Origin of the sequence: Tissierella sp. (assembly GCF_031460495.1) — a bacterium.
Classification (GTDB): Bacteria; Bacillota; Clostridia; order Tissierellales; family Tissierellaceae; genus JAVKTS01.
In genome coordinates, this window is sequence record NZ_JAVKTS010000001.1 from 245,459 (window position 1) to 261,413 (window position 15,955).

General features: G+C 31.8%; 15 protein-coding genes. 13 read left to right on the top strand and 2 right to left on the bottom strand.

Annotated features, from left to right (window positions below; genetic code table 11):
• Positions 1-7 precede the first annotated feature (7 nt).
• The 13 genes from RIN63_RS01170 to RIN63_RS01230 all read left to right on the top strand — a co-directional run bounded on the left by RIN63_RS01170 (position 8) and on the right by RIN63_RS01230 (position 13,729).
• Positions 8-1,309 (top strand): glutamate-cysteine ligase family protein, encoded by a 1,302-nt coding sequence (locus tag RIN63_RS01170; protein WP_310442817.1) that lies wholly within the window; start codon positions 8-10, stop codon positions 1,307-1,309.
• A complete protein-coding gene (locus RIN63_RS01175) occupies positions 1,309-2,628 on the top strand; it encodes a glutathionylspermidine synthase family protein (RefSeq protein WP_310442818.1) in 1,320 nt (439 codons plus the stop codon). The genes RIN63_RS01170 and RIN63_RS01175 overlap by 1 nt, the downstream gene beginning before the upstream one ends.
• Positions 2,629-2,792: 164 nt before the next feature.
• Positions 2,793-3,161, top strand: a complete 369-nt coding sequence (locus RIN63_RS01180) for a GntR family transcriptional regulator (protein WP_310442819.1) — start codon at positions 2,793-2,795, stop codon at positions 3,159-3,161.
• Between the two features lies 1 nt (position 3,162).
• The gene (locus RIN63_RS01185; RefSeq protein ID WP_310442820.1) at positions 3,163-4,053 is read left to right on the top strand and encodes an ABC transporter ATP-binding protein; all 891 of its coding nucleotides are present in this window, start codon (positions 3,163-3,165) and stop codon (positions 4,051-4,053) included.
• Entirely contained in the window at positions 4,040-4,792 is a 753-nt protein-coding gene (locus RIN63_RS01190; protein WP_310442821.1) for a hypothetical protein, read from the top strand. The genes RIN63_RS01185 and RIN63_RS01190 overlap by 14 nt, the downstream gene beginning before the upstream one ends.
• Before the next feature lie 125 nt (positions 4,793-4,917).
• The gene (trkA, locus tag RIN63_RS01195; protein WP_310442822.1) at positions 4,918-6,309 is read left to right on the top strand and encodes a Trk system potassium transporter TrkA; all 1,392 of its coding nucleotides are present in this window, start codon (positions 4,918-4,920) and stop codon (positions 6,307-6,309) included.
• A complete protein-coding gene (locus tag RIN63_RS01200) occupies positions 6,275-7,723 on the top strand; it encodes a TrkH family potassium uptake protein (protein ID WP_310442823.1) in 1,449 nt (482 codons plus the stop codon). Before trkA ends, RIN63_RS01200 begins: the two co-directional genes overlap by 35 nt.
• Positions 7,724-7,745: 22 nt before the next feature.
• Positions 7,746-8,921, top strand: a complete 1,176-nt coding sequence (gene rlmD / locus RIN63_RS01205; RefSeq protein ID WP_310442824.1) for a 23S rRNA (uracil(1939)-C(5))-methyltransferase RlmD — start codon at positions 7,746-7,748, stop codon at positions 8,919-8,921.
• A 264-nt stretch (positions 8,922-9,185) separates the two neighbouring features.
• Positions 9,186-9,668 (top strand): sigma-70 family RNA polymerase sigma factor, encoded by a 483-nt coding sequence (locus RIN63_RS01210; protein ID WP_310442825.1) that lies wholly within the window; start codon positions 9,186-9,188, stop codon positions 9,666-9,668.
• Positions 9,668-10,564 carry a zf-HC2 domain-containing protein gene (locus RIN63_RS01215; RefSeq protein WP_310442826.1) on the top strand — a complete coding sequence of 299 codons (897 nt, stop codon included), beginning with the start codon at positions 9,668-9,670 and terminating at the stop codon, positions 10,562-10,564. Before RIN63_RS01210 ends, RIN63_RS01215 begins: the two co-directional genes overlap by 1 nt.
• A 121-nt stretch (positions 10,565-10,685) precedes the next feature.
• Entirely contained in the window at positions 10,686-11,606 is a 921-nt protein-coding gene (locus tag RIN63_RS01220) for a Fic family protein (RefSeq protein ID WP_310442827.1), read from the top strand.
• Positions 11,607-11,865: 259 nt separating this feature from the next.
• Positions 11,866-12,846 (top strand): sensor domain-containing diguanylate cyclase, encoded by a 981-nt coding sequence (locus RIN63_RS01225; RefSeq protein WP_310442828.1) that lies wholly within the window; start codon positions 11,866-11,868, stop codon positions 12,844-12,846.
• Between the two features lie 562 nt (positions 12,847-13,408).
• Complete coding sequence (locus RIN63_RS01230) at positions 13,409-13,729, top strand: hypothetical protein (RefSeq protein ID WP_310442829.1); 321 nt, start codon at positions 13,409-13,411, stop codon at positions 13,727-13,729.
• Positions 13,730-13,820: 91 nt separating this feature from the next.
• Here RIN63_RS01230 and RIN63_RS01235 read toward each other — a convergent pair whose 3' ends face one another.
• A complete protein-coding gene (locus RIN63_RS01235; RefSeq protein ID WP_310442830.1) occupies positions 13,821-15,092 on the bottom strand; it encodes an ATP-binding protein in 1,272 nt (423 codons plus the stop codon).
• Positions 15,089-15,820: a LytTR family DNA-binding domain-containing protein gene (locus RIN63_RS01240; RefSeq protein WP_310442831.1), complete on the bottom strand. Its 732-nt coding sequence runs from the start codon at positions 15,818-15,820 to the stop codon at positions 15,089-15,091. Before RIN63_RS01240 ends, RIN63_RS01235 begins: the two co-directional genes overlap by 4 nt.
• Positions 15,821-15,955 lie beyond the last annotated feature (135 nt).

The window sequence follows — 15,955 nt, forward strand, 5'->3', positions numbered from 1 at the left end:
AATATAAATGAATTATAGTAAACAGATACAGGAAATGGTAAAGTATTTTAAAAACAGTGAAAAAACTGTAGATAATTTTAAAATTGGCATTGAATTTGAACATTATATTGTGGATAAAGATACATTAAAGACCATCTCCTATTATGGTAAGGACGGAGTAGCAGAAACACTGAAGGAACTAGAGAATAAGGGTTGGACGGCTAGCTACGAAGGCGAATATATACTAGGCTTAGAGAAAGGATTAAAAACAGTAACCCTTGAGCCAGGTAGCCAATTTGAACTTAGTATAGATGCTCAAAAAGAGATTGTAGATATAGAAAGAGAATATTTAGGATTTTTAGAAGAAATAATTCCAATACTAGAAAAGAAAAATCAAGGGATAATGACCACTGGTTATCATCCTGAGACCAAGATAGATGATATAAAGCTTTTACCTAAGAAACGATATGACTTTATGTTCAATTATTTTAAAACAAAAGGCAGCCATGCTCACAATATGATGAAGGGGACAGCTGCTTTGCAAGTATCTTTGGATTATAAATCAGAAGAGGATTATAGGAAAAAGTTTAGAATAGCAAATGCAATTTCACCAATACTTTATGCCTTATTTGATAATGCATTTTATTTTGAAGGGGAAGAATGGGGAAAGTATAATCTAAGGACACATATATGGAACAATTGTGATAATGACAGATCGGGTATAGTGGATAATGCCTTAGAAGATGATTTTTCTTACACAAAATATGCGGAATATATATTAAGTCGTCCACCAATTTTTATATTCAAAGGTAAAGAGGTAGTACCTACTGGAGACAAACTAGTGAAGGAGATATTTGATCCTGAAGACTACGAAACAAGTGAATTAGAGCATCTTTTAACTATGTTTTTCCCAGATGTAAGGACTAAGAGATATATAGAAATTCGCATGATGGATTCTGTACCTTATCCATTGAACCTTTCAGCAGTAGCTATGCTAAAGGGAATATTCTATAATGAAGAAAGCCTAGAGCTAGCATATGATTATATAAAGGATATCAATATTGATGATATAATAAATTCTAAGCTTGATATAATAGAAAATGGATTGAAGGGCAAACTTAAGGAAAAGACTGTATTAGAAATGGGAAAATGGCTTGTGGATTTAGCAGCTAAAGGTCTAAAGAAAGATGAAAGGGACTATCTATTACCCCTTGAAGGTATGTTAAACTATGATATGAACCCTTATGAAATAACAAAAACTAAAGAGGAATTAGGCAAGAAAAAAGCTTTAAGCTGGTGCTTATTAAATAGTAATGTGGAGATGATATAATGAAATGGAAATCTATAAACGATGAGTATATTAAACTTATAAGGTCTAATCCAGATAAGTATTTAGAGGATTATAAACTAACAGTAGAAAAGGTGGCAAATTCAACTGCACAATATAAGGGTAAACCTGTACCTTTTCTTTATCACCCTATGTTCTTTACAGAGGAAGATGTAAATGTCTTTAGCAAAATCAGCCAGATATTGATGTCCATTACAAACAAGGTAACTGACAAATATCTAGAATCAGAGACATTTAGAAAGAAATTTGAATTTAGTCAGCTTCTAGAGGACTTAATATTCGTTGATAATGGATATGATATTAATGTTCCCATAGGAAGATTTGACCTTTTTTACGAAGACCAAGATAATTTTAAGTTTTGTGAATTTAATACTGATGGTTCCTCAGCTATGAATGAGGACAACACTATAGGAAATATACTTCTTAGTACTGAAGGATTAAAAGATTTTGGTGAAAAATACAACCTGTCTTTATTTGAGCTAATTGATAAATGGGTTGACGATAGTATTAGCATATTTAAAAAATGGAATAGTGAAATTGAAAAGCCAAATGTAGCAATAGTAGACTTCATAGAGAGTGGTACATCAGCAGAATTCAAAGTATTTCAAGAAGCCTTTAATAAAAAGGGATATAATGCAATAATAGCAGATCCTAGGAATTTGACATATAAGAATGGCAACCTTTACTTTGAAGATTATAAAATTGATTTAGTATATAGAAGAATAGTTACCTTTGAATTAATTGAGAAGGCTAGTGAGATACCAGATTTTATTGAAGCCTATAAAAATAAGGCATTCTGCTGTATAGGATCTATCAAGTCTCAAATAGTTCACAATAAGATTATATTTAAAATATTACATGATGAAGATACATTGGAGTTTTTATCTGAAGAAGAAAGAGATTTCATCAAGAAACATATGCCAATTACAGGATTGTTTAAGGATAGCAAGGATATATATAATATGGTCTTAGATAATAAAGATAAATATATAATGAAGCCCTTAGATTTAAATGCATCCCAAGGAGTTTATGCTGGCAGAGATTTAACTCAAGAAGAATGGAAGGAAAGATTGGATAAAGACTGGGATACAGACTATCTATATCAAGAATTCTTTGAGCCATTTAAAAGAGAACATATACTGTTTGAAGATGGTGAAATTAAAGTAGATAAATTCAAATCAATAGTAGGACTCTTTATATATAAAGAAAAATTCGCAGGTATTTATACTAGAATAGGTAAAAATAATATAATATCAGGAGTGACAAATTATTATACTTTGCCAAATATATTGGTTAAGTAAATAATTAGAATAAGTTTCAATTACAAAGAACCTTCACTTTTTAGCAGAATATTGACTGCTAGATTAAGTTGAAGGTTTTTTTATTTTTCTATTGACAAAATAAATATGAAGATATATACTTAGTTACATAACCAACTAACCACTCAAGTGACGGAGGTGATAATTTGTTAGATTTAAGTTCGGATAAATCAATTTATGTACAGATTGCAGAACTAATAGAGAATGAAATATTAATAGGAAATTTAAATGAGGAAGAACAAGCACCTTCCACAAATCAATTTGCAAAGATATATCAGATAAATCCAGCAACCGCAGGAAAGGGGCTGAATATCTTGGTGGATGAAGGAATATTGTATAAGAAAAGAGGTATAGGAATGTTTGTTGCAGAAGGAGCAAGAAAGAAGATAATAAAAAAGAGACAGCTTTCGTTTTTTAAAGAAATATTACCTGAGATAATTATGGAAGCAGATAGATTAGAAATAAGTATAGATGAACTGATTGATTACATTAAGGAATTAAGGGGAGGGAAATAATATGCTTGAAATCAAAGATTTAAATAAATCATATGGAAAGACTAAAGTTCTAAGGGATATAAATATAGATATTGAAGAAAATAAGATATACGGCTTACTTGGCAGAAATGGAGTGGGAAAGACTACCTTGCTAAATTTGATATCCAGCCAAATTTTAAGAAACAGTGGAGAAATCAAATTAGATGATAAAGAAATATTCGAGAACTCCAAAGCAATGGAAGATCTTTGCTTGATAAAGGATTTCCCTACATCCATTAAAGAAAAAAAGGTAAAACATATATTGGCCTTGGCAAAAATTATTTATAAAAATTGGGATGAAGAGTATGAAAATTACCTAATAAAAGAATTTAATTTAAATATAAAGAGAAAGTTCTTAAAACTTTCAACAGGAAATCAAACCATTGTAGGACTAATAATAGGCTTAGCGTCAAGGTCTAGGCTCACTATGTTTGATGAACCAACATTAGGTCTTGATGCGGCCATGAGGTATAAATTTTATAATTTGCTTCTGGAAGACTTTGAGAAGAACCCAAGGACTATAATAATATCTACTCATTTAATAGATGAAGTAGCTAATCTATTCGAAGAAGTAATTATTCTTAGTAATGAAAGGGTTGCCTTAAAAGATAATGTAAATTCACTTGTGGAAAGATCATACTTCTTATCTGGCCAAGAAGATATAATTAATTCAGTTGTAAAGGATAAGAGAGTAATTCATAAAGAAGAATTTGGCTCAACTAGGATTGTAGGAATATATGGTGAATTAAGGGATGATGAAATTAAACATATAAAAAATAGCAATATAGAAATAAGTAATATACCACTTCAAAAGTTGTTTATATATCTTACTGAAAACATAGAAGAGGAGGCGAATTTCAATGGAATCAAATAAGAGAATTAATAAATTTCAAAAGTATGATTTAAAAGAATCTGTGGGAGCATTTTGGGTAGTTATGATTATAGTTAATATATTTGTCTATGCATTAGCATCATATACAAATTCCAATTCTAATGTAAAGTTTGGACCCTTTATACATGATGGTGACTTGTTTTCAATAGCAGGATCTAATATAATGCCAATACTCATATTCTTTATAATCTATGGTATTACCATGTATTATGAATATTTTGCACTAGCTCTTAGCTTTGGAGTCACTAGAAGAGATTTCTATAAATCTGCAATAGTTGATAATTTCCAGGTATCTTTAATTTTTGCATTTGTTCAAAGTGTTTTACAAATAATTGACAAAAATGTTATTGAGTCTTTAGGAATTAATCCAATGGTTGACTTTGGAATATTTAATACATCAAGAGATAATATATTTTTTATTATTCTATCCTTATTTACATTTTTTCTAGTATGTGCATCTTTGTCTAATTTATTGGGAGTATTGCAATACAAATTTGGATATAAATTTTGGATAGTTTTTGGGATAATATCCTTATTTGGACTAGTATGGGAAAATAGTTTTCATTTAATTGCAAATGTGCTTGGAATATTTTCTAAGATATATCTATGGATAGAATCAATATTTAGCAAATTTACTATATTTCCCTTAGGATTGCTTATAATAATCATCTCTTATACTTTGGGATACTTACTCATAAGAAGAGTTGATATTAGAAAATAAGGAAATAATGTATCATTTGCAAAGAAAGCTAGGGATTTCCTTAGCTTTCTTTTATATAAAATTAATATTATTTGCCCCTATTATTCTATAAAAAAATTTGATATATTAAATATGAGGTGAAGCATATGAAAATAATGGTAGTGGGTGCTGGAAAGCTTGGATATAGATTAGCTGAGTCTATGGTATTAGAGGATATAGATGTAACTGTAATTGATAACAATGGAAGAGTAATTGATTTTGTAAATGAACATTTGGATGTTTTAACTGTTACAGGAAATGGTATTGATATAAATATTCTTAGGGAATTGAATATAAATCAATATCATTTACTTGTGGCATGTACTGATAGTGATGAAACAAATACTCTTATTTGTTCCTTAGCAAAGAAACTAGGATGTGAAAGTACAATAGCTCGTATTAGAAATCCTGAGTATATGCAACAATTGGATTTTATAAAAACTGAAATGGGTATTGATCATATAGTTAATCCTGATTTAGCTACAGCTCAAGTAATTGAAAAATACTTGCTGAAAAGCTATAATTTTTATTCTGGTGATTTTGCAAGCGGAAAAGTACAGATGATTGATGTAAATATTGAATATATGGAAGATTTTGTTGGGAAAAAGCTAATTGAATTGGACGACTTTGATGGATTATTAATTACGGCCATATCCAGAGATGGAAATGTAATAATTCCTGATGGTTCTACAGAACTATTAGCAAATGATATAATTCATGTAGTAGGCAAAAGTGATAGAATTAAAGATTTGAATAATAGATTTACACAAGATATAACTAAAAAGGATATAGAAAGAGTTATGATCCTTGGAGGTAGTAATATTGGACTTTACCTAGCTCGAATCCTATCTAAGACCAATATATCAGTTACTTTAGTTGAAAAGGACAGAGTAAGGTGCCAAGAACTATCAGAAACCTTAGAGAACATACTAATTATTCATGGAGATGGAACAGATGTTAATCTGTTAGATGAAGAGAGAATATCTTCTATGGACGCATTTGTAGGTGTAACCGGATATGATGAAGAAAATTTGCTAACAGCTTTAATGGCCAAACAATCAGGAGTTCCAAAGACCATAGCAAAAATAAGTAGACCGAATTATTCTAAGATAATAGATAGATTAGGTATAAATGCAGCTTTTAATCCAATTCATATAACTGTGAGTAATATATTAAAGTATATACGTGGTGGGAAAATAGTATCAGTTTCTCTTTTAATAGGTGGAGATGGAGAGGTTACAGAAATAATTGTAGGGAAAGATTTGCCTATAGTTGGCAAGACTTTAGAAGAATTGAAATTGCCTAAAGGGATTATAATTGGCGCTATTGTGCATAATGGTAAGGTTACAATACCTAATGGAAAATCCATAATTCAAGCTAATGATAGAGTCGTGGTATTTTGCTTAACAGAAAATCTACCAACCCTAAAGATATTTCATAATCCGCATAAGGGAGGGGTATTAAGTGAATTATGGAATCGTACGAAAGGTATTAGGTAGTTTATTATTACTAGAATCATTATTAATGATGCCTTCGTTATTAATAGCTATATATACAAATCAAGTAGATAAGCTAGCATTTCTAGTAACTATATTAGCAACAGGGATAATTGGATATTTTTTATTTAGATGCAAAACTTATAATAAACATATTAATGCAAAAGAAGGATTAGCCATAGTATCCTTAGGCTGGATATTAATATCTATTTTTGGTGCTATACCCTTATATATATCAGGCAGTACTCCGACATATATAGATGCAATTTTTGAAATAGTATCTGGATTTACAACTACAGGTGCAACAGTAATACCAAATGTTGAAATTTTACCAATGGGTATTTTGTTTTGGCGTTCTTTTACACATTGGATTGGTGGTATGGGAATTTTAGTTTTTACTTTGGCATTATTGCCAGCCTTAGGTATAGGAGGATTCCAAATATTTAAAGCAGAAAGTCCTGGACCTATTGCAGGTAAAATAGCTCCAAGAATAAAGGATACTGCTAAAATACTTTATGTTACCTATTTTTCTATTACTATGATTCAAGTTATGTTATTGAAATTCGGTGGGATGACATGGTTTGAGTCTTTTGTATATACATTTGGTACAGTGGGAACGGGTGGGTTTTCTACAATGAATGCCAGTGTAGGAGCTTATAATAGCACTTATATTCATCTTGTAATAGGAAGTTTTATGGTCCTTTCAGGAGTGAATTTTTCTTTATACTACTCTTTGTTTAAAGGAAAAGTAAAAGATGTATTTAGAGATGAAGAATTAAGACTTTATTTTATAATCGTTTCTACAGCAGTAGCTGCTATTGGACTTAATCTCTTAAAGACATCCTATTCAAGTATAGGATTAGCCTTCAGAGATTCCTTTTTTCAAGTTAGTTCCATTATTACAACCACTGGTTATTCTACTGCGAACTTTGATATATGGCCAACTTTTAGTAAAGGGATTCTCTTGTTGCTTATGTTTATAGGAGCAAGTGCAGGATCTACAGCAGGTGGTATGAAGGTTATTAGAATACTAGTTATATTAAAATTAATCAAAAGAGAAATACTAAAGATATTCCATCCAAGAGCAGTTATACCAGTTAAAATTAATGGGAAAGTACTTCATAATGAAACTATAGCAGGAATTTATAGTTTTACAGGATTATACATTATTATATTTGCATTATCTACTATTTTAGTATCACTGGAAGGAGTAGATCTAGAATCTGCAATTAGTTCTGTAGCTGCCACCTTAGGTAATATTGGTCCAGGCTTGGGATTTGTAGGACCAACTTCTACTTTTGATGGATATAGCCAAATTGCAAAAGCATTTTTCTCTTTATTAATGCTTTTAGGTAGACTTGAACTATTTACAGTAATAGCTTTATTTGCTCCAAAGAATTGGAGAAGAGAAATTTAACATAAGATTAGAAGGTGAGAGAATGAGGATAGAAGAAATAGAAGCGAAATATAAAGCAAAAGCTCCATGTCCCTATTATGTCAAATGTGGAGGCTGCCAACTCCAGCATATATCAAATGAAGGACAAAGCATCTACAAACAAACTTTTGTAGAAGATTTGCTCAATTCCTTTGGCAAGGTTAATGATATATTATCAATGGAAGATCCATACTATTACAGGAATAAAATACATTCAACATTTTCCTATGATAAAAAGGGACAAATAATATCTGGATTTTATCAGGAGAATACACATAATGTAATAAACATAGATAAATGTATTATTCAAGACAGCAAAGCAGATGAAATAATAGAAACTATAAAAGGATTTATGAAATCATTTAAAATGAAACCCTATGATGAAGATACTCGTCAAGGGTTTTTAAGGCATGTCCTCATTAAAAGAGGATTTTCTACAGGTCAAGTAATGGTAGTACTAGTTGTAGGAACAAAGATATTTCCAGGGAAAAACAATTATTTAAAAGCATTAGTAAAAAAACATCCTGAAATATCTACAATAATAATGAATGTAAATAACAGGAAGACCTCTGTAGTACTTGGTGATGAGGAGATTGTTTTATATGGAAAAGGCTATATCGAAGATATACTTTGTGGAGTTAAATTCCAGATTTCAGCAAAGTCCTTCTATCAAGTAAACTCTATTCAGACAGAAGTCCTATACAATAAGGCTATTGAAATGGCTAAATTGAAAGGTAATGAAACTATCATAGATGCTTATTGTGGTATAGGTACAATAGGTCTTATAATGGCTAACAAAGTGAAAGATGTAATAGGTGTAGAAGTAAATAAAGATGCCGTGAAAGATGCCATAAGAAATGCAAAGCAAAATAATATTAAAAATGCATATTTTTATAATGAAGATGCAGGAGATTTCATGGTAAAACTAGCAAATGAAAACAAGAAGATAGATTTAGTAATGATGGATCCACCAAGAGCAGGCAGCGATGAAAAGTTTTTATCTTCCTTAGTGAAACTATCACCAGAAAAAATAGTATATATATCTTGCAACCCAGAGACACAAGCAAGAGATCTAAGATATTTGGTTAAAAAGGGATATGAGGTAGAAGAGATACAGCCAGTAGACATGTTTCCTCAGACTGAGCACGTTGAGACGGTCTGTCTGCTTGAACGGAAATAAGTAGCGAAATCAAGGGGTTAAGGGATTTCAAATCAGATAGTTTCGTGTGTTTTAAGTCTAGGGGAACATAAATATTATTTTTCCAGATTGATTTATGGAGTGAATTTTTGCAGATATAGTTAAATAATTCAGCAAAACATTAAAAGGAGTACTGTTATTAAAAATCTCAAGGGTTTATTATGCTTTGAGATTTTTTTAAAATTCTTTTAAAATTTATTGTAAGATTATCAATTTCCATGCGTCTTATAAGTAGGAGGTGAAAAAGTGACAGAGTTTGAAGAAATTTATAATAATTATTTTAAGGATGTTTACTTCTTTATATATAGTCTATCAAAAGATAAATATATAGCTGAAGATTTGACATCTGAAACATTTATTAAAGCCATAAAGTCCATTGAAAGCTTTAAAGGAAAATGTGATATCAAGGTGTGGCTATTTCAAATAGCCAAAAACTCATATTATTCATATATAAGAAAACATAAGAATTTGATAGAGCTAGACTCAATGACTGAAAAGAAAGATGAATTTGATATAGAAAAATCAGTGTTTTCATCTGAAGAGTCGATGAAAATTCATGAAATACTTCACAATTTATCTGAACCGTATAAGGAAGTTTTTACATTGCGTGTTTTTGGAGAACTAAGTTTTAAGCAGATCGGAAATTTGTTTGGAAAAACAGATAACTGGGCTTGTGTCACTTTTCACAGAGCGAAAAATAAGATCAATGAAGAAATGAGGGATTATTGATGAAAGTTACATGTAATGTTATAAGAGATATTTTGCCGTTGTATGCAGAAAATATGCTCAGTGATGACTCTTGTGCAATAGTTGTAGAACATATTGAACAGTGTCAGGAATGTAAGATATATCTTGATGAACTGAAAACTTCTAAAAAAATACCAGCAGACACCAATGCCTCTCCTTTACTAAAGATAAAATCAAAACTACGCAAGAATAAAATTCAGACGGTAATATTTTCAATGATGTTTTCAATTATGATTTTTGTTATAACAATTGCTTTCTTGACCGCGCCAGAGTATATTCCATATAACGAAACAAGTGTAATAATAAATGAGATTGGTAATGGGTCTGTGCTCGCTCAATTTGAGAATACCGTATATGGATATGACATCAATAGATATCCGACAGATGACAATACTGGTTATGTCTATCACATTACTACTTGGAATAGCATATGGAATAGAAATATAAAAAAATCTAATACAAATAATACTATTTTAAATCCAAATGGTGAAAATGTTGTTTCTGTATATTATTACCAAGCTGATGGAAGTGAAGATAAATTGATGTATGGAAAAGAAATTAATCCAGATGGAGGAATAGTTACATTGCCAAGATTATTCTTAACATATTATACATTGATTGCTTTAATTTTGGTTGCGGTATGTGGATTTTTTATGGCTTTGTTCCATCGTAATAAAAAGGTGCTTAATTTTACAATGAAAATTTTCTTTTTACCGGTATCCTATCTGTTAGGTCATTTAGTTATTAAAGGATTTACAACTTCTTCATATACTGCGACAAGGGATTTTTATGCAATATTGTTAGTTATGATTCCGACATATATTGCTTTTATAACCGCAGCTAGATTGATTAAAGAAAATAATAAGAGAAAGATATGAGCGTAGTCATTTGAAACTTGTTCCTTAGGATAAGATTCATTGAAAGAATCAATATACCGTTATCGGAACAAGCTTGACAATATTCCGATAACGGTATACTATGTTAATGAGGTGATTTTTCATGAAATATATGAGTTCTAAAGAAGCAAGTGAGAAATGGAAAATAAGTGATCGTCGAATTCGGGTGCTATGTAGTGAGGGGCGTATAGAAGGTGCTATAAAAATTGGTCGAAATTGGTCTATACCTACCGATGCGGCAAAACCTGTGGACGCAAGGGAAACAAGTAAGAAGAACTACATTGGATTGGAATTTGATTTCAGTTATATAGAGTCACTTAAGGAAACTATAGACGAGCACAGACCTTTTTCCAAAGGCCTTGCCAATTCACTTCAGGAGAAACTCATTGTTGAATGGACATATAATAGCAATGCCATAGAGGGAAATACTCTGACACTGTCAGAGACCAGAGTTGTTCTTGAAGGAATTACCATTGGTGGGAAAAGCATGGTGGAACATCTAGAAGCAATTAACCATCGTGAAGCTATCCTTTTTGTTGAAGATTTAATCGCTAATAAGGATCCACTTTCTGAATGGAATATCAAGAATATCCATGCATTGATACTAAAAGAAATAGACAATACAAATGCCGGTAAATATCGGATCGAAAATGTTGTAATTAGTGGTGCAAAACACATTCCACCGAAGCATTATGAGATTGGGGATTTAATGCAAAAGCTTATGGTGGAATATCAGAATGAATGGAAAGCATTTCATCCTATTGTTAGGGCAACACTGATTCATGGAGAATTTGTGAAAATTCATCCATTTATTGATGGGAATGGAAGGACCTCCAGGTTACTTCTCAATTTTGAGTTGATGAAAAATGGATACCCTCCAATCATTATAAAGCATGAGGAGCGAGCAAGATATTATGATGTTCTTGATCTGGCACATACAACTATGAATTATGAGCCATTCATAGAACTGGTATCGGAACTTGTAATAGAGTCTGAAAAACTATGGGTATCTGTATTAGATTAAAAATTAAAGAATAATGATTCATTATATGAGGTTTGTCTGCATAAAGCTGATAGGTTGATACACATATAAAATGGGGTAAATATTTCTGCAATAACCCATTTTAATTTTTATTTGTTAAATTATATAAGATTTATGTGATGCCGTATGCTGAAGCCCTAGCCCTACTTACGAAGTATGATTTAAATAGTTCATAGGATTAGACAATTGTATGATGCAGGTAAATATACTTTATATATTAAATTTAAGGAGGGTTAAATAGATGAACTACACTGATTTCTCTAAAGAGCAACTTCTAGAGCGTATTGAAGAACTTGAGATTCTCAATAATGAACTGCTGAGGGAACAAGAGGAGGTAACTAGGTTAGAATATGCCTGGACCGGTAATCTAGGACATTGGTATTGGAATTTCAAAACTAACAAAGTAACATATAACCCTCTTAAAGTAACTGCACTAGGCTATAGTAAAAGTGAAATACCAGAACAAGTTACATATCAGTTTTTTACGGATAAGCTACATCCTGAGGATTATCAAAAAACTATGGAAGCTATGTATAATCATTTATATGGGAAAGTAAATATTTATGAGGTCGAATATAGAATTCAAACAAAGGATGGTAAATATAAGTGGTACTATGATCGTGGTAAAATAACACAGTATGACCAAAATGGGAAGCCGGTATTTCTTGCAGGGATAGTTTTTGACATTACAGAGAAGAAAGAAATGCAATTAGAGTTGGAGCGCAAAAATATAATTCTTTCAGAGATGTCATTTACTGATGGATTAACGAAAATTGGGAATCACAGGATGATTATTGAGCATTTACAAGATTCTATATTAAATGCAAAAATAACTAAGGCGCCCTTATCTATAGCTATTTTTGATATAGATGACTTTAAAAATGTGAATGATATAAAAGGGCATATATTTGGAGATCAAGTGCTTGTAGATGTTGCAGCCATAATTAAAAGAAGCATTAGAGACACTGATTTTGGTGGAAGATATGGAGGAGAGGAATTTATGGTTATCTTCTCAAATACTGATTTGGTAACAGCATCAAAAATTGCTGAGCGTATTAGAAAATCAATTGCAGACAATGACTATGCTGATGGAATGAAGGTTACAATTTCTGGAGGGGTAAAGCAATATAAGGGAGAAGATTTCAAGGATTTTATTCATGAGGCTGATAAAAATATGTATCAAGCAAAAAACAATGGGAAAAATCAAATTGTATCAAAATAAATACATATGTCTGTATTAATGTTATAGCATTAGGTAGCATGCTACAGCTGAGTGTGTTGTATTGATGCCAAGAAAGTAAAACTCTTAGAGCATTGTGGTTACGGGGTTTTATAAAATAAAGGTAGTTTTGTCTACAGGACTCTAGTCCTCGATATGTGTTCTCACAAACATATCGAGGTTTTAATTTTGCGGCAAAGACTATACAGAGTTGAGTTGACAAATTAGATAAATTAGTGGGGATGAGGAGATAAAATGGAAGGAAACATTGACAGTTATAAGCTGATTTAAGTGTTATGATAATGAAAGTAGAAAAGAATATTTTAATTGTAACTTTTTGTAATAGTTCATTATCTTAAGAGTGATCCAGGATGGTCTTGATTTGTTTTAAACCATTAAAATATAAATATGACACATGATTCATGTCAAAAAAAAACATGTTTCATACAGAAAAAAGTTTTTTAGTGAAATATTTGATAGATTGTAGCCGTAAGAACTTAACCTTTGAAGGAGAAAGAAGATTATGAAAAAACGATTTGCGACTATCTTGCTCACCATGTGTATAGTGCTGACACTTATGCCAATTAGGACTATGGCGTCAAGCACCATAACTACCATAGCAAGCAAAGCCCCTCTTATAGATATGGTACAAATTCCCGCAGGTACTTATGAACTAGGTGGCAAAAATCTCAAGGCAACTCTCACAAAAGGCTATTATATTGGTGAGTACGAAGTCACCCATTTTGTTACCATTAGAGATTATGGCAAGCAAAAGCTGCTTGTCAATGCAAGCGGTCAAAAGAGCCACAAGGGTACAAAAGTTATTGTGTGGTCATCTACAGGATCCGCACCTGATAACGGAAAAATCACCCTTATTAAAGATTGATTATTGGAATCAAATATTCACTAAATTTTATAATTAAGAGCATAAAGGGACTAGTGATTACTTCTAGGTCCTTTATGCTCTTATATTATTTCTATGCAGTGGCTTGAAATATAAACCAGCCATCCTTTACAGAAAATTGAAATACACCGCCATACTTTTCTACAATATGAACCATGCTTTTTGTACCAAAGCCATGGCCTTGTTTTTTAGATATAGGTAATCCATTATGGAATATTGCTTCTGATTGATAGGTATTACGAATGTCAATGCATAGCTTAGTATTCTTGGAATACAAACGTAGCTTGATTAATCTTTTATTGCTGTCAGGTATTTTTTCAGTGGCTTGTATGGCGTTTTCCAAAGCATTGGATAATATGGAACAAAGCTCAGTGTCACTGAAGTTTAGCTTATCAGGTAACTTGGCATCTATAGTAAACATGGCTTTTGCTTGTTTTGCTTTGGATGCAAAAGAGGACAAAATAAGATTGACAGTTTCATTTTCACAAAAGCGTATGGGGGTAATAGCATCCATATCAGCCTGGGCAGTTTTTAGATATTCCTTGATAGTATCTATACGGTCTTCCCCTGCCAAAACCTGTAAAAGTGCAAAATGATGGCGCATATCGTGGCGATAGGAAGCAGCATTTTGCTGCATCTGCCTTAGAGAAGCAAACTCTGTTTGGGCCTGTTTGAACTGTATGTCCAGCATGTCCCGCTCTCTTTGGAGACTTGCTTGTTTTTGTGTTTCAGTATAGTAAAGAATAATAAATACAAAATAAAAAACGGATATAGTAGAAGGCATAAATTGCACTGCCCATTCAGCTCCACTATAAAGCTTGTCTGTGTATATAGTTGTAAGATAATCAAATAAATAGTAAAAAAGTGGCACCGCCCCTAACAATAAGCAAGATTTATTGGATTTCTCCATGAGTTGCTGGACAGACCCAACTACATATTTTTTCAAGAAGTAATAAGCCAAAAAAACTGCACCTATATAAAAAATGTGATCTGCTAGCCTGCTAGCAAATAAAGATCCTGCAAGATAACCAATCCAGCGTGGTGCTTGGCAGCATAGATAGCCAGAAATTACACTTACAGCTGATATAGACCAAGGTCTTTTATAATATAGGGAGAAAATAAATATCAGTGGTAAATGGATAATCAGTGGATATAGTTTTGAGGTTATATCCAAGCCAAAGATCCACCAAAAAACAGTTTGAACGAATAGAAAAATTAGGCAAAGAAAAGTAATACTAATCTTGTTTTTCCTTGTGGCTTCTATTCCTGCGAAGAGGACTGAAACAGCTATTCCAAAGAATAGTGAGAAGCCAAATCGTATGAGTCCAAGGGCTGTTACTATCATTCAAAAACGCCCCCCTCCATTTGATAAGCAAGATATTGCTGCTTAATATCTTTTGATTTTCCCTGAGCAATAGGAACAGAGGAAAGAGTCTGTAAAGTCACCTGATGATTATCGATGGTATCTATATGCTGCATATTCACAAGATAGGACCGATGAGGTTTAAAAAAAGACCCTTCTTTTATGAGCTTTTCACAAACTACAGAAAATTGCTCGGTACACTCTATGGCTCTGCCAGAAATCAGATGGTAGAGAACCTTCTTACCCATGGCCTCTACATATACTAAATTGGAAAGCAATATTTTTTGTATTCCATCATTGCTTTTCACAACTATGGCTGCATCTTGAACCTTATCAATATGTTCCAGTACATCATTTAAGGTAAAAAACAGCTTGTCCTTAGTAACAGGCTTTAAGACATAGTTAATTGCCTTCACCGAATAACTTTCCAAGGCAAATTCCGGGGAAGAAGTGAAAAAGATAATATGTGCATTTTTATCAAATGTTCGAATTTCTTTGGCCAGTTCAATTCCAGTAAAGCTTGGCATGATTATATCTAAACAGTAAATATCAAAGGAGTTCCCTTTTTCTAAAACAGGCATTAGTTCAAATCCATTATGAAAAACCGTATATTCATAATCTACATGGTTTAATGCCCTGTACTCTTCAATGAGAGAAACCATATGAGAAAGCTCATCTATATTATCATCGCATATTGCAATCTTCAACATAATAATCCCCCTTTTGACATAATAATACAAATTCATTATAGCATAAAAGTTTAAATAGAAAATATAATTCAAGCAGAAAAAAATATGTTTCATACCTCTGTCATTTCTTGTAAAAAATTGCTGATATAGTTTAGA

What these genes read in the sequence shown, in the direction of transcription:
- RIN63_RS01190 (WP_310442821.1), top strand. Translation starts at nt 4,040, where the DNA reads ATGGAATCAAATAAGAGAATTAATAAATTTCAAAAGTATGATTTAAAA.
- RIN63_RS01170 (WP_310442817.1), top strand. Translation starts at nt 8, where the DNA reads ATGAATTATAGTAAACAGATACAGGAAATGGTAAAGTATTTTAAAAAC.
- RIN63_RS01240 (WP_310442831.1), bottom strand. Translation starts at nt 15,820, where the DNA reads ATGTTGAAGATTGCAATATGCGATGATAATATAGATGAGCTTTCTCAT.
- rlmD (WP_310442824.1), top strand. Translation starts at nt 7,746, where the DNA reads ATGAGGATAGAAGAAATAGAAGCGAAATATAAAGCAAAAGCTCCATGT.
- trkA (WP_310442822.1), top strand. Translation starts at nt 4,918, where the DNA reads ATGAAAATAATGGTAGTGGGTGCTGGAAAGCTTGGATATAGATTAGCT.
- RIN63_RS01185 (WP_310442820.1), top strand. Translation starts at nt 3,163, where the DNA reads ATGCTTGAAATCAAAGATTTAAATAAATCATATGGAAAGACTAAAGTT.
- RIN63_RS01225 (WP_310442828.1), top strand. Translation starts at nt 11,866, where the DNA reads ATGAACTACACTGATTTCTCTAAAGAGCAACTTCTAGAGCGTATTGAA.
- RIN63_RS01235 (WP_310442830.1), bottom strand. Translation starts at nt 15,092, where the DNA reads ATGATAGTAACAGCCCTTGGACTCATACGATTTGGCTTCTCACTATTC.
- RIN63_RS01220 (WP_310442827.1), top strand. Translation starts at nt 10,686, where the DNA reads ATGAAATATATGAGTTCTAAAGAAGCAAGTGAGAAATGGAAAATAAGT.
- RIN63_RS01215 (WP_310442826.1), top strand. Translation starts at nt 9,668, where the DNA reads ATGAAAGTTACATGTAATGTTATAAGAGATATTTTGCCGTTGTATGCA.
- RIN63_RS01175 (WP_310442818.1), top strand. Translation starts at nt 1,309, where the DNA reads ATGAAATGGAAATCTATAAACGATGAGTATATTAAACTTATAAGGTCT.